Genomic DNA, 12,790 nt, shown 5'->3' with positions numbered 1-12,790 from the left:
ACGTTCCCTTTGCCCCGCTGCCGCTGCAAGGTGCTAGAATTCGTTATCGTTTATTCCCCAAGGTAGCCCTGTAATGTCCTTCGCCGAGCAACTGACCCGCCTGCAAGCCTTCCTCGACGCCGACGAGCTGCACGAAGAAGCGCTGGACTATGTCGCCGCACACGGCTACCTCACCGCTCTTTCGATCAACGCCGAGGACGTGCCCGAGCGCGAATGGATTGACGCCCTGTTCGCCGAGGAGCCGCACTACGCCAGCGAAGCCCAGCGCACCGAGATCGAGGCCACCCTGGTGGCGCTCAAGGCGCACATTGCCCGCCAGCTGGCCAGCGACGAAGAATTCGACCTGCCCTGCGACCTCGACCTGACCGATGAGCCGGACGATTCCGACCTGCGCGGCTGGTGCATCGGCTTCATGGAAGGCGTGTTCCTGCGGGAAGAGGCGTGGTTCGAAAACGCCGAGGAAGAAGTCAGCGAAATGCTGCTGCCGATCATGGTGGGTTCGGGCTTGTTCGACGAACAACCAGAGTTCGCCGACATCGCCAGCAACGCCAACCTGCAGGATGACATGATCGTGCAAATCCCCGAGGCACTGAGCGCACTGTTCCTGCTGCTGCACGCCCCTGACGAAAAACCGGCGCTGCTCAAGCCACGCCACCACTGAGCAAGCTGTGCGCTACCTGCTGCTGGCCACTGGCTGGCTCAGCGTCGCGCTGGGGGTGCTGGGGATATTCCTGCCGGTATTGCCCACCACCCCATTCCTGCTTTTGGCGGCGGCCTGCTTTGCCCGCAGCTCGCCGCGCTTCCATCACTGGCTGGTCCATCATCCCAAGCTGGGGCCATGGATCCGTGACTACCTCAGTGGTGAAGGCATCCCCCTCAAGGGCAAGGTCTACGCCATCGGCCTTATGTGGGCCAGCATTGGCCTGTCGTGCTATCTGGTGCCGCTGTTCTGGGCGCGCACCTTCATGTTGACCAGTGCCGCATTGGTCACCCTGTACATCCTCAGCCTGAAAACCCTGCACAAGCCAAAGTGACAATATTTTGTCGCCAAATATCGCTTTCGCCTAATCAATGCCCTCTTTATCCGAATTAGTTCTGGAACTGCGCATAGCCCTTGTATCCATTGGTTTTCAAGGCATTTCCTGCGTTCATTCCGTGCCCTTGAATGCACACTTATTAGACAACAAAGATATTATATGGCAATTTTATATGAATAAATCTTCTTACCTATCGCGTTGAATGTACTTAGCTGTGTTGTTAAAAACCTGCAACACTATACGCGATAAGTTTATCGTCATTTTTTTGGCGAACAGCAGGATCAATTCCAGGATCAGGGAGATGTACCATGCGCGTTTTGAACCCCATCACCAGTGCTTTACTGTTGGCCCTGGCGAGTGCCAACGTACAGGCGATGTCGATTACCGAGGCTGTCCAAAGCGCCGTGGACTACCACCCACAAGTCAGCTCCAACCGTAACAGCAAGCTGTCGGCCGATGAAGACGTGAAGTTCGCGCGTGGTGGCTACTACCCTTCCGTGGACCTGGTTGCCGGTTACGGCCGCCAGCGCTCGGACAACGCCACTACCCGCGCCGAGGGAAACCACAACAAGGAAACCCTCAACTACACCCAGTCCGAACTGCGCCTGCGGCAGATGATCTTCGACGGCTTCAACACCGCGAATGAAGTAGGCCGCACCGAGGCGGTCTCTACCTCCCGCGCCTATTACACCCAGGCCGTTGCCCAGGATGTCGCCCTGCGCGCAGTCGAGGTCTACCTGGAAGTGCTCAAACGCCGTGAACTGGTGACCCTGGCCAAGAACAACCTGCAAGCTCACCTGCGCGTCAACGATCAGATTGGCCTGCGCAACGAGCGCGGCGTCGGCAGCACCGCCGACCTCGACCAGTCCCGCGCCCGTCGCGCCCTGGCGGAAAACAACCTGGACACCGCCGAAGTCGACCTGGCCGATGCCGAGGCCAACTTCTTCAGTGTGATCGGCCGTGCCCCGGACGAGCTGGAAAGCCCGCAGAGCATCAAGGGCGAGGTGCCAGGCACCCTCGACGAAGCCCGCGATGGCATGCGTCAGAACAACCCGTACATCAAGTCTGCCCAGGCTGACGTCAACGCCGCCGAGAAGCAGTACGAAGTGGGCAAGTCGACCTTCTACCCACGCTTCGACGCCATTCTGGCAACCGGTGCCAACAACAACACCGGCGGCGAGAAAGGCCACAACAACAACGACTGGCAAGCTGGCGTGGAGATGAACTACAACCTGTTCCGCGGTGGCAGCGACAAGGCTCGCCTGCAGTCCGACGCGCACAAGATCAACCAGGCACTGGACATTCGCAACAACGCCCTGCGTGAGTTGACCGAGAACCTGAGCCTGGCGTGGAACGCCATGAACAACGCCAGCAAGCAGCTGCCGACCGCGCGTGAATACGCCGAGACCACCAAGCGTGTGCGTGCGGCCTACCAGGACCAGTTCGGCCTGGGCCAGCGCACCCTGCTGGACGTACTCGACAGTGAGAACGAGCTGTACAACGCCGACCGCCGCTACACTGAGGTGCGTTACACCGAAGAGTTCTCGCGCTACCGCGTACTGGCGACCATGGGTGAATTGCTGAGCAAACAGCATATTTCGCTGCCGCCAGAGGCGCTGGCGACCACCGAAGTCCGCACCGAGGCGCGTCTGCCTGAGATGCGTTGAGCGGGTTTTAGGTAGCGGGGCCGCTTTGTGCTGCGATTGGGCTGCAAAGCAGCCCCCAACCCTCATTCGCGGCCATGATTACGCTGAAATGTTTCTACGCCCATGGCCCTGATCTGCCCCTCGATCAACGCCTCGAACGGCGCCAGCAGTGCATCGAAGCAAGCCGGTTGCTCCAGCGTATTCAATGCCCCGACCACCGCCTCGATCGTCGACAATGCACCCGCCTCCGGCGCTTTGCGCAACCGATAGCGTGAAGCGGCCGCCTGGGCCAGCGTCACCCGTGGCAGCCCCCCCAGCAACGGGTTCAGGTACAGCAGTTTGCGCGCCTTGCGCCAGGTGCCGTCGGGCACGATCAGCAGCAAAGGTTTGTCGCCCGCCTCGCCATAGGCTGTCAGCACCTGGGCGTCATCACCCGGGAACAGCAGCACCGGGTGGTATCCGGGGGTGGCGAGCAGGTCATGCAGGTCATCGAACACCTCTCCAATCCGCAGCTCGGCATTGTTCAGGCCAAGGGCAGCCAGGCGCGCCGTGTTCAGGGCATGGGCAGTTTCACTGGGGTGCTGCAGCAGGATCACACGGGTGCGGCTGTCGAGCGCGGGGATCAGTGGGCATAGGCAATGGTCGAGCGGGCGCTGGCAGCGCTCGCAGCGGGGTCTGGGCATGGCGGTCTCCTTGGCGGGGACAGTTTGCCACATAACCGGGGCCCGCTTTGCGGGCTCCGCGATTTCAACGGTTGAACCTTTCCGCCAGGCTATGCAGGTACTCCGCCATGCGCTCGAGGTCCTGGCTGATTTCCGCGCCTTGCCTGGCTTGCCCGGCACTCTGGTCGCACAGTTGGGCAATCCTCACGATCTGCTGGTTGATGTCTTCAGCCACATGGCTCTGCTGCTCCGATGCCGTGGCCATCTGCTGGCTCATGCCAGTGATGCGGCTGACCGCCACGGCAATCCCGCTCAGCGCCGCCTGCACCGCCTCGACACTGTGCACACTGTCCCGGGAAATCTGCTCGCCCCGGCTGGCAGTGCTCACCGCTCGCTCCGCCCCGGCCCTCAACGAGGCAATGATATGGTGGATCTCTTCGGTCGACGCGCGGGTACGTTGCGCCAACGACCGCACCTCATCAGCCACCACGGCGAACCCGCGCCCTTGCTCACCGGCGCGCGCCGCCTCAATGGCGGCGTTAAGCGCCAGCAGGTTGGTCTGCTCGGCAATCGAAGTGATCACGTCGACCACACTACCAATCGACTGGGTCTGCTCGGCCAAGGCGTTGACTGCCTGACCAATGTCATTGACCGCATCGCTCATGCTGCCCATGTCTTTCAGGCTCTTCAGGGCCAGCTCGCTGCCCTGCTGCGCCAGCTGGTCGGCATCACTTGCCGCGTGTGCCGTACTTTGCACGTTGTGGGTGACCTGCTGGATGGTCGCCGCCATCTGCGCGATGGCCGTGGCGGACTGGTCAGTCTCGCTGCGCTGCCGGTCGAGCATCTGCGCCTGGGCATCGGACAGGTCGGAAGATTGCGCCGCCCGCGACTTTACCCCGACCCCGGCATCCACCAGGCGAGTCAGGGCCGTTTGCAGGCGGGCTTCTTCGCTGATGATGGCCAGGTCGAGCTGGCCCTTCAGGCCTGGGTTGTCGCTGTAGGTCAGCGCCACCAACGGACTGGTAAAGGCCTTGGGATGCTCAGCCAACGTGCGGCGAATGGCCTGGTTCTGCCGGTGCTCGACCCAGTACCAAGCCAGCAGCAGACTTGCCATCAGCACCCCGAGCGCCGCATAGGGGGGCAGCCAAAGGTAACCCGCAGCCGACAGCAGGCCCGCGCCGATCAGTGGCCAGCCATGGCCCAGGCCGTGCCCCAGGCGGGCAGCCCAGGGCACCGGGCTGCGGCCATCGCGCAAGCGCGCATACAGCGCCTCGGCACGGCGGATCTGCTCACGCGTGGGCACCGAGCGCACCGACTCGTAGCCACTGATCCGGCCCTGTTCGTATATCGCCGTGACGTAGGCGCTTACCCAGTAGTAATCGCCGTTCTTCGCCCGGTTCTTGACGATGCCCATCCAGGGTTTGCCCTGCTTGATGGTTTCCCACATATGGCCAAACACCGCCGGCGGCATGTCCGGGTGGCGCACCAGATTGTGCGGCTGGCCGATCAGTTCGTCGTAGGTAAAGCCGCTGATCGCCACAAAGGCGTCGTTGCAGTAGGTGATGCGGCTGTCGAGGTCAGTCGTGGAAATAAGGCGTTGATCGCCGGGGAAGGTTCTTTCGTGCTCAGTGACGGGCAAATTCATGCGCATCTTGGGCGATCCTTGCAGGATGAAATAAGGGGAAATCATCAGCGCAAGTTGATATGTAGCAGAGCGCTATCAGGTTAGCGGCCAGCGTTTAGCGGAATTTAATCCGCTCCCGACGGAATGCATGAATGCGTCGCATCTCAGCCCACGTTGAGCTGGCTTTTCAGCAGGTCACGGAAGGTCTGGATCAACGGTTCGCGGCTGCGCCCGCGGCGAATGATCAGCGAGAACGGGGCCTGGTAACCAAAGGTCGACGGCGACAGCACGCGCAAGTCACCCTTGTCGACCCAGGCCTGGGCGTAGTGTTCAGGCAAGTAGCCGATATAGGCCCCGGAAAGGATCAGGATCAACTGCGCCTCCATGCTTTCAACCGTCGCCGCACTGTGCTTGAAGCCATGCCGGGCCAGTTCGGCCTGGCTCCAATAACCACGGCCGACCATGCGCTGCTGGGTCACCACCTGCTCGGGAATGCGCCGCTCGGCATACAACGGGTGGCGGCTGCTGCAGTACAGCCAGTGCTGTTCGCGGTACAACGGCTGGTAGAGCAGGCCGCTCATCCGCGAAGAAAACGCGCCGATGGCCAGGTCCAGGCGGTTGTCCTGCACTCCCAGCTGCAGCTCGTAGGGGCTGGACACCGACAGGTGCAGGTGCACCGCCGGGTGCTCCTGGCTGTAGGCGCCGATGGCTTCGGCCAGCGGCAAGGCGCGATCACCGACGGTGGAGTCGATCACCCCAAGGTTGAGGGTGCCACGCAACTCGCCCTTCAGGGCGGCGGCATACTGCTCGAAACCGTCCAGCTCGGCCAGCAGGCGCAGGGTTTCCTGATGGAACAGCTCGCCCTTGCTGGTCAGGCTGAAGCCCCCCCGACCCCGGTGGCACAACACGATACCCAAGGCGCCCTCCAGCTGGCTCATGTAGGTACTGATGGCGGAGGTCGACAGGTTCAGCTCGCGCTGGGCGTTGGCAAAGCCCTGGTGGCGCACCACGCTGATGAAGATGCGCAGCAGTTTCAGGTCGGGCAAGGTCGAGGCCATGGTGCAACGGTTCCACAAGGGTATGTGCGCGCAGTCTAACTGCTCTACCCGCCTTTAGTTCAGAAATTCCTGAACTAAGTATTTGTCGGTAGCGATTCTTCCCCGGCACTCGCTTGAGCAGACTTGGCCGAAATGTCCCTGCCCGCCGGCAAACCACACGTGAATGGCGCGCGGCGGCACAGGTTCGAACAAACACAACAATCGACCGACTGATGAGGCCCACCGTGGACAAGACTCTCCACCAACCACTGGGCGGCAACGAAATGCCGCGTTTCGGCGGTATCGCCACCATGCTCCGCCTCCCCCACCTGCAAAGCGCGAAAGGTCTGGATGCGGCCTTCATCGGCGTCCCGCTGGATATCGGTACCTCGCTACGTTCCGGCACCCGCTTCGGCCCACGGCAGATCCGCGCCGAATCGGTGATGATCCGCCCGTACAACATGGCGACCGGTGCCGCCCCGTTCGACTCGCTGTCGGTCGCCGATATCGGCGATGTGGCAATCAACACCTTCAACCTGCTGGACGCCGTGCGCATCATCGAAGAAGCGTATGACGAAATCGTCGAGCACAACGTCATTCCCATGACCCTGGGGGGCGATCACACCATCACCCTGCCGATCCTGCGTGCGCTGCACAAGAAACACGGCAAGATCGGCCTGGTACACATCGATGCCCACGCCGACGTCAACGACCACATGTTCGGCGAGAAGATCGCCCACGGCACCACCTTCCGCCGCGCCGTGGAAGAAGGCCTGCTCGACTGTGAGCGCGTGGTGCAGATCGGCCTGCGCGCCCAGGGCTACACCGCCGATGACTTCAACTGGAGCCGTCGCCAGGGCTTCCGCGTGGTCCAGGCCGAAGAGTGCTGGCACAAGTCACTGGAGCCACTGATGGCCGAAGTGCGGGAAAAGGTCGGCGGTGGCCCGGTTTACCTGTCTTTCGACATCGATGGCATCGACCCGGCCTGGGCACCCGGTACCGGAACCCCGGAGATCGGCGGCTTGACCACCATCCAGGCGATGGAGATCATTCGCGGCTGCCACGGCCTGGACCTGATCGGCTGTGACCTTGTCGAAGTCTCCCCGCCTTACGACACCACCGGCAACACCTCGCTGCTCGGTGCCAACCTGCTGTTCGAGATGCTGTGCGTGCTACCTGGCGTGGTGCGTCGCTAATACCGCTCTACCCCGGCAGGAGCCATGAGGGAGGGCCACTGAGGCCCGCCAACACAAGAAAAGACCGCCGGGCGCCGTGCAAACGCCCGCGCGGTCGATCTCGCCATAATAAAGATAATCGGGAGACCCCCAATGGCCTTGGACATCATTGTTGTAATGATCTACACCGCCGGCATGCTCGGGCTTGGCTGGTATGGCATGCGCCGCGCGAAAACCCATGAAGACTACCTGGTAGCCGGGCGCAACCTCGGCCCGGTGCTGTACATGGGCACCATGGCCACCACCGTACTCGGTGGCGCTTCCACCGTCGGCACCGTGCGCCTGGGCTACGTCCACGGCATTTCCGGCTTCTGGCTGTGCGCAGCCCTGGGCCTGGGCATCATCGCCATCAACCTGTTCCTCGCCAAACCGCTGCTGCGCCTGCGCATCTTCACCGTGACCCAGGTACTGGAGCAACGCTACAACCCCACCGCACGCCAGGCCAGCGCCGTCATCATGCTGGCTTATGCACTGATGATCGGGGTCACCTCGACCCTGGCCATGGCCACCGTCCTGCAGGTGCTGCTGGACCTGCCGTTCTGGGCTTCTCTGATGCTCGGCGGCGGCGTGGTAGTGCTGTACTCGACCATCGGCGGCATGTGGTCGCTGACCCTGACCGATATCGTCCAGTTCGTGATCAAGACCGTCGGCCTGATGTTCATCCTGCTGCCAGTGTGCCTGTACAAGGCCGGTGGCTGGGACACCCTGGTGGCCAAATTGCCAGCGGCCAGCTTCCAGCTGACTACCATTGGCTGGGACACCATCATCACTTACTTCCTGATCTACTTCTTCGGCATCCTCATCGGCCAGGACATCTGGCAGCGGGTGTTCACCGCCCGTGACGAAAAGGTCTGTCAGCGTGCCGGTACCGCCGCTGGTGTGTATTGCGTGCTGTATGGCCTGGCCTGCGCTGCGATCGGCATGGCTGCGCATGTGCTGATGCCCGACCTGGCCAACCCGAACAACGCCTTTGCCGAGATGATCAAGACCACCCTGCCCGATGGCATCCGTGGCCTGCTGATGGCTGCGGCCCTGGCGGCCATGATGTCCACCGCCAGCGCCGGTCTGCTGGCTGCCTCGACCACCGTGACCGAAGACCTGCTGCCCAAGCTGCGTGGCGGCAAGCAGTCGAGCCTGGGTACCAGCCGCCTGTTCACCCTGCTCACCGGCCTGGTGGTGCTGGGCATCGCGCTGGTGGTGAATGATGTGATCAACGCCCTGACCCTGGCTTATAACCTGCTGGTCGGCGGCATGCTGATCCCGCTGATCGGGGCGATCTTCTGGAAGCGTGCGACCACCGCAGGCGCGATTGCCAGCATGTCGCTGGGCTTTGCCACCGCCCTGCTGTTCATGTTCCTGGACGGGCTGGAGGCCAATACGCCGATCTACTACAGCCTGGCAGTAGGGCTGGTGAGCTTTGTGGGCGTGAGCCTGGTGTCGCGCAAGTCGGTGGCGGCGGTGAAGCTGGCCTGACTGCTGTACCGGCCCTTTCGCTTGTAGCGGGCTTGCCCGCGCGAAAGGGCCAGTACAGGCAATAGACAATCAGCAGACACAAAAAGGCCGCTGCACCCACTCGGGTGAAGCGGCCTTTGTCGTTAATCAGCGCCGACGCGGTTGACGTTTGCGCTGCTCTTCATCAGTCGGGATCGGCACCGGCTGCAAGGGTGGTGGAATCAGCCCCAAGGCGACAGCCAGGTCATGGAGCCAGTTTGACAGTGGTTTATTCATAATGCCCCCTTGACGGGTCAGCCTCACGGCAAATCAATCCTGCGATGTTTCATACAGATCATAGCCCGATGTCCTGTATTACGCATTCCTCTGTTCCTACAGATAAGGGCGATTTTGACTCGGATCAAGCCGTGGCAGCGCATTCCGACGACTGGTTAATCGTTTCGCTTTGTTGCAGGTCGATCCATGCCTGCAGATTAGCCCCGCGCATACCTTGGCGCCACATCAGCCAGGTGACCGCCTGATCGAAAGGTGCCTGCAGCGGGTGCACCCTCACCCGATCACGCCCAGGCAGGCTGTCGAGCATCGACTGGGCCATCATCGCCACACCCGCACCCGCGATCACACAGGCCAGCATGCTCTGGTACGACTCGATCTCCATCACTCGCCCCATCGGCGTATGGGCATGGGCATACCAGGCCTCCAGGCGCATGCGGTACGAGCAACCCTGGCGGAAGGTGAACACCGCCTTGCCCGCCACGTCCTTGGCTGTGAGTACCGCCGGGTGTTCGGGGCTGGTGATCAGTACCAGTTGCTCATCGCACAGCGGCACGCCATCCAGCCCGGCAAGGCTCGGTGGCCCGTCCACAAGAGCAGCATCCAGGGTGTGGTTCAGCAGCCCTTCAAGCAACTCGCCGCTGGGTGCAGCACGCACTTGCAGGTTCACCTGCGGGTAAGCCTGGTGATAGCGCGCCAGCAACGCTGGCAGGTGGGTCGCCGCCGTGCTGTACATGGTCCCCAGCACGAAGTCCCCAGCCGGCTGACCGCCACGCACGGCGCCCAGCGCTTCGTCGCGCAAGGCGGACATACGGTTGGCATAGTCCAGCAGCACCTTGCCTGCTGGCGACAGTTGCAGGCGCTGACGTTCGCGCAGGAACAGATCGACGCCCAGCTGCTCCTCGAGTTGGCGCAGGCGCGTGGAAAGGTTTGATGGCACCCGGTGCAGGCGCTCTGCGGCGCGGGTAACCGAGCCCTCCTCGGCCACGGCCTGGAAGATACGCAGTTGGCTGAATTCCACGGCATTCTCCAAAACAGAACAACTTGATCATCATTATTCAATTTTATTGAAAAATAAACCGCCCTAACCTGCCATCTATCGCTTACCCGCGTAGGAGACCTGTCATGTCGCCACTCATTCAACTGCTCGCCAGCGCCGTGGCGCTGATGATGGCCATGGGCATCGGCCGTTTCGCCCTCACCCCGCAACTGCCGCAACTGATTGCCGAAGGCCAGTTCGACCTGACAGTCGCCGGGCTGGTCGCGGCGGCCAATTACCTGGGCTATTTCGTGGGCGCGGTGGACGCCATGTTCGCCCGCTCGCCAGGCCAGGTACGGCGGCGCCTGCATGGGGGGCTGTGGCTGTGTGTGCTGCTGACCCTGGCCTCCTGGGCTGCCAATGGCTTCTGGGGGCACCTGCTGCTGCGCTTCGGCACAGGCGTAGCCAGCGCCTGGGTGCTGGTGATGATCACCAGCCTCAGCCAGCAAGTAGCCACTGCGCACAACCGCCAACGTCTGGGAGCGCTGGTATTCGCCGGGCCCGGCCTCGGTATCGCCGTGACCGGGCTACTGGCACTGGTTGCGCATGTGCTGGGGCTTGGCTCGGCAGCCCTGTGGCTGATCTATGCCGTGGCTGCGCTGGTGATGCTGCTGGCCGTGCGGCCGTGGTTGCCACGGGCATTGCAAGCGGCACCGACTCAGTCGCCAGTACGACAAGGCCCGACGCGCAGTGTCGGCACTGGCCGCCTGGGGTTGGTGTATGGCCTGTATGGCATGGGCTACATCCTGCCGGCCACCTTTCTGTCACAGATGGCCAATCAGCAGTTTCGCGGGCAGTGGCTGGCGGACCTGTTCTGGCCGGCGTTTGGCCTGGCGGCGGCGTTGGGCGTCTTGCTGGTGAGCGTGCGCCGTGGTGGCCGCACTTCAACCTGGTTGACCGCCACCCTGTGGTTGCAAGGGCTGGGTGTGCTGGCCTGCCTGATGGGTGGGGGTATCGGGCTGGCGCTGGGTGTTGCGCTGTGTGGCGGGCCGTTCCTGGCCTGCATGCAACTGGTCATGCAACGCTCGCGCGAGTTGGCGCCACAGGCCACACAGCGCAATGCCGGGCTGCTGACCGCATGCTTTGCCTTGGGGCAGTTGAGTGGGCCGCTGCTGGCGGCGCTCAGCAGCCACTACAGCGGTGGGCTGCAACCCGCATTGATGCTGGCGGCGGGCGGGTTGGTGGTGGCTGGCGGGCTGGTCCATTTGCCGGGTGATGCACAACAAGGAAGCGCCTGTCAGGCCAAGGTTGCATCCTGAGCCGGTACAGGCAACCCATCACCCTACCAACCGCCGCAATTGTTGTTTCACCCAAGGCTCGGCACTGACCAGGATCACACCCAACAACACCATCAACGCCCCCACCACGAAATTCGCACTGAGCGGCTCATCCAGCAGCAAAACGCCAAAGGTTACCCCAAACAATGGGGTAATGAAGGAAAACACCGCGAGGTTCGACGCCAGGTATTTGCGCAGCAACCAGAACCAGGTGAGGTAGCTGATGAACGACACCACAATCCCCTGGAACAATACACTGCCCATCGCCAGCGGCGTCAGCGACACCGCGCCGATCTGCCCGCTGAGCAGGGCGATCAGCAACAGCCCGGCAAAACCGACCGCCAGCTGATAGAACAGGGTCAAGGTCGCTGGCGCCTCCGACAACCGCGAGCAGCGCACCACCACCGTGGTCGCGCCCCAGGCCAGCCCGGCGATCACGCCAAAGGCATCACCCAGCAAGGTGCGGCCGTCCATGTGCTCGAACGAAGAGCCACCGGCAAAGGCCATGGCAATGCCGCCGAAGGCCAGCAGAATGCCCAGCCACTGCAGCAGCCGCAAGCGTTCACTGGGTAGACGAAAATGCAGGCCCAAGGCGGTAAATACCGGCGCGGTATAGAGGAATACCGACATGTGCGCCGCCGAGGTCAGTTTCAGCCCTTCGGCAATGAACAGAAACTCCACCCCGAACAGCCCGCCCGCCACCAGCCCTGCGCGCCAGGTGCTGCCGACCTGCTCCCAGCCACCCCGCCAGCACAGCATCAGGCCTACCAGCACAGCGGCAATCCCATTGCGCAGTGCTGCTTGCATCACCGGCGCGATGTCGACGGCAGCGGTCTTGATCAGTACCTGCTGGCAGCCCCAGATCAGGCAAAGGCCCAGCATTACCTGGAAGGCAAAGGCGTCAGGGTTCTTGCGGACCGCGCTCATAAGCGGGCCTCTGGGGTGATCGTAGGCATGGGCAAGGCTCGGCAGCGTTCAGAAGCTACCGATTATCGGGTTTTGAACGCTGCACTTGCCAGCCTTAAAACGACCTCAAGCAATCTGTGCCTTCGCAGATACCCGCTCGAACGTCGTTTCGTCCAGCGCATCCTCCTGCTCATCCAGCACCTGGCGCGGGTGCTCGAAGCCGGGGATGCTGCTGTCGATCAGGCTCATCAAGCGCGAGCCGCGTTCGGTCAGGACGAAGTTTTCGCCATTGCCGCCGTCCTCTTCAGGTCGGCATTCAATGAATCCGCGCTCGAATAGCAGCTTTTCATACTCGCATGCACGGGTTTTCAGGTGATCCACGTCACCCACCGGCTCACCCTTGGCGGCCAGTGCAGCAGCATGCTGCTCGGCATAGGGGCGGGGCGTGAAGCTGTGACCGGCGCCGTTCTGCACTTCGTGCAGCAAGCGTTCGATCAGGTCCCAGTCGTAGGCGATGCTCATGGCTACGGGCTCCTGCTGTGGACGAAAGGGGTACACAGGTTGGGACCTGCCAAGGTTGCCAAGCGTTCCGAAGCGCTTAG

At 62.5% G+C, this 12,790-nt stretch carries 13 protein-coding genes; 6 read left to right on the top strand and 7 right to left on the bottom strand.

The annotated features are described in order from the left end of the window. The first annotated feature begins 73 nt into the window (after positions 1-73). From N5D53_RS17450 to N5D53_RS17440, 3 genes are all read left to right on the top strand, one after another. A complete protein-coding gene (locus N5D53_RS17450) occupies positions 74-661 on the top strand; it encodes a YecA family protein (protein WP_010955200.1) in 588 nt (195 codons plus the stop codon). Between the two features lie 7 nt (positions 662-668). Further along, positions 669-1,034, top strand: a complete 366-nt coding sequence (locus N5D53_RS17445) for a YbaN family protein (protein ID WP_010955201.1) — start codon at positions 669-671, stop codon at positions 1,032-1,034. 311 nt (positions 1,035-1,345) lie between these two features. After that, positions 1,346-2,704: a TolC family outer membrane protein gene (locus N5D53_RS17440; RefSeq protein WP_088513406.1), complete on the top strand. Its 1,359-nt coding sequence runs from the start codon at positions 1,346-1,348 to the stop codon at positions 2,702-2,704. A 62-nt stretch (positions 2,705-2,766) separates the two neighbouring features. Here N5D53_RS17440 and N5D53_RS17435 read toward each other — a convergent pair whose 3' ends face one another. The 3 genes from N5D53_RS17435 to N5D53_RS17425 form a co-directional block, all read right to left on the bottom strand. Further along, the gene (locus tag N5D53_RS17435) at positions 2,767-3,366 is read right to left on the bottom strand and encodes a DTW domain-containing protein (RefSeq protein WP_121161218.1); all 600 of its coding nucleotides are present in this window, start codon (positions 3,364-3,366) and stop codon (positions 2,767-2,769) included. Between the two features lie 64 nt (positions 3,367-3,430). Further along, positions 3,431-4,996 carry a PAS domain-containing methyl-accepting chemotaxis protein gene (locus N5D53_RS17430; RefSeq protein ID WP_064492107.1) on the bottom strand — a complete coding sequence of 522 codons (1,566 nt, stop codon included), beginning with the start codon at positions 4,994-4,996 and terminating at the stop codon, positions 3,431-3,433. Between the two features lie 137 nt (positions 4,997-5,133). Continuing rightward, complete coding sequence (locus N5D53_RS17425; RefSeq protein ID WP_003254585.1) at positions 5,134-6,027, bottom strand: LysR family transcriptional regulator; 894 nt, start codon at positions 6,025-6,027, stop codon at positions 5,134-5,136. Positions 6,028-6,251: 224 nt separating this feature from the next. Here N5D53_RS17425 and speB point away from each other — a divergent pair, with 224 nt between their 5' ends. Next, the gene (speB, locus tag N5D53_RS17420; RefSeq protein WP_029615437.1) at positions 6,252-7,202 is read left to right on the top strand and encodes an agmatinase; all 951 of its coding nucleotides are present in this window, start codon (positions 6,252-6,254) and stop codon (positions 7,200-7,202) included. 132 nt (positions 7,203-7,334) lie between these two features. Next, positions 7,335-8,714, top strand: a complete 1,380-nt coding sequence (locus N5D53_RS17415; protein WP_020191244.1) for a sodium:solute symporter — start codon at positions 7,335-7,337, stop codon at positions 8,712-8,714. Between the two features lie 126 nt (positions 8,715-8,840). Here N5D53_RS17415 and N5D53_RS17410 read toward each other — a convergent pair whose 3' ends face one another. After that, positions 8,841-8,969, bottom strand: coding sequence for a PA1414 family protein (locus tag N5D53_RS17410; RefSeq protein WP_009683677.1), 129 nt, complete (start codon positions 8,967-8,969; stop codon positions 8,841-8,843). 124 nt (positions 8,970-9,093) lie between these two features. Further along, positions 9,094-9,987 carry a LysR family transcriptional regulator gene (locus N5D53_RS17405; protein WP_064492106.1) on the bottom strand — a complete coding sequence of 298 codons (894 nt, stop codon included), beginning with the start codon at positions 9,985-9,987 and terminating at the stop codon, positions 9,094-9,096. A gap of 104 nt (positions 9,988-10,091) precedes the next feature. Here N5D53_RS17405 and N5D53_RS17400 point away from each other — a divergent pair, with 104 nt between their 5' ends. Then, a complete protein-coding gene (locus tag N5D53_RS17400; RefSeq protein WP_190869611.1) occupies positions 10,092-11,264 on the top strand; it encodes an MFS transporter in 1,173 nt (390 codons plus the stop codon). An 18-nt stretch (positions 11,265-11,282) separates the two neighbouring features. Here the strand turns inward: N5D53_RS17400 and N5D53_RS17395 are convergent, their stop codons facing one another. Together N5D53_RS17395 and N5D53_RS17390 are read right to left on the bottom strand one after the other, a co-directional pair. Beyond that, the gene (locus tag N5D53_RS17395) at positions 11,283-12,209 is read right to left on the bottom strand and encodes a DMT family transporter (RefSeq protein ID WP_010955209.1); all 927 of its coding nucleotides are present in this window, start codon (positions 12,207-12,209) and stop codon (positions 11,283-11,285) included. Between the two features lie 105 nt (positions 12,210-12,314). After that, positions 12,315-12,710 carry a hypothetical protein gene (locus N5D53_RS17390; RefSeq protein WP_014590069.1) on the bottom strand — a complete coding sequence of 132 codons (396 nt, stop codon included), beginning with the start codon at positions 12,708-12,710 and terminating at the stop codon, positions 12,315-12,317. Positions 12,711-12,790: the final 80 nt, after the last annotated feature.

Source organism: Pseudomonas sp. GD03862, assembly GCF_029840855.1.
Taxonomy (GTDB): Bacteria; Pseudomonadota; Gammaproteobacteria; order Pseudomonadales; family Pseudomonadaceae; genus Aquipseudomonas; species Aquipseudomonas alloputida.
This window is presented reverse-complemented; position numbering and strand designations above follow the sequence as displayed.

Coding starts and splice junctions, on each gene's coding strand:
- N5D53_RS17435 (WP_121161218.1), bottom strand. CDS start 3,366: ATGCCCAGACCCCGCTGCGAGCGCTGCCAGCGCCCGCTCGACCATTGC.
- N5D53_RS17450 (WP_010955200.1), top strand. CDS start 74: ATGTCCTTCGCCGAGCAACTGACCCGCCTGCAAGCCTTCCTCGACGCC.
- N5D53_RS17395 (WP_010955209.1), bottom strand. CDS start 12,209: ATGAGCGCGGTCCGCAAGAACCCTGACGCCTTTGCCTTCCAGGTAATG.
- N5D53_RS17390 (WP_014590069.1), bottom strand. CDS start 12,710: ATGAGCATCGCCTACGACTGGGACCTGATCGAACGCTTGCTGCACGAA.
- N5D53_RS17410 (WP_009683677.1), bottom strand. CDS start 8,969: ATGAATAAACCACTGTCAAACTGGCTCCATGACCTGGCTGTCGCCTTG.
- N5D53_RS17440 (WP_088513406.1), top strand. CDS start 1,346: ATGCGCGTTTTGAACCCCATCACCAGTGCTTTACTGTTGGCCCTGGCG.
- N5D53_RS17415 (WP_020191244.1), top strand. CDS start 7,335: ATGGCCTTGGACATCATTGTTGTAATGATCTACACCGCCGGCATGCTC.
- N5D53_RS17400 (WP_190869611.1), top strand. CDS start 10,092: ATGTCGCCACTCATTCAACTGCTCGCCAGCGCCGTGGCGCTGATGATG.
- N5D53_RS17430 (WP_064492107.1), bottom strand. CDS start 4,996: ATGCGCATGAATTTGCCCGTCACTGAGCACGAAAGAACCTTCCCCGGC.
- N5D53_RS17425 (WP_003254585.1), bottom strand. CDS start 6,027: ATGGCCTCGACCTTGCCCGACCTGAAACTGCTGCGCATCTTCATCAGC.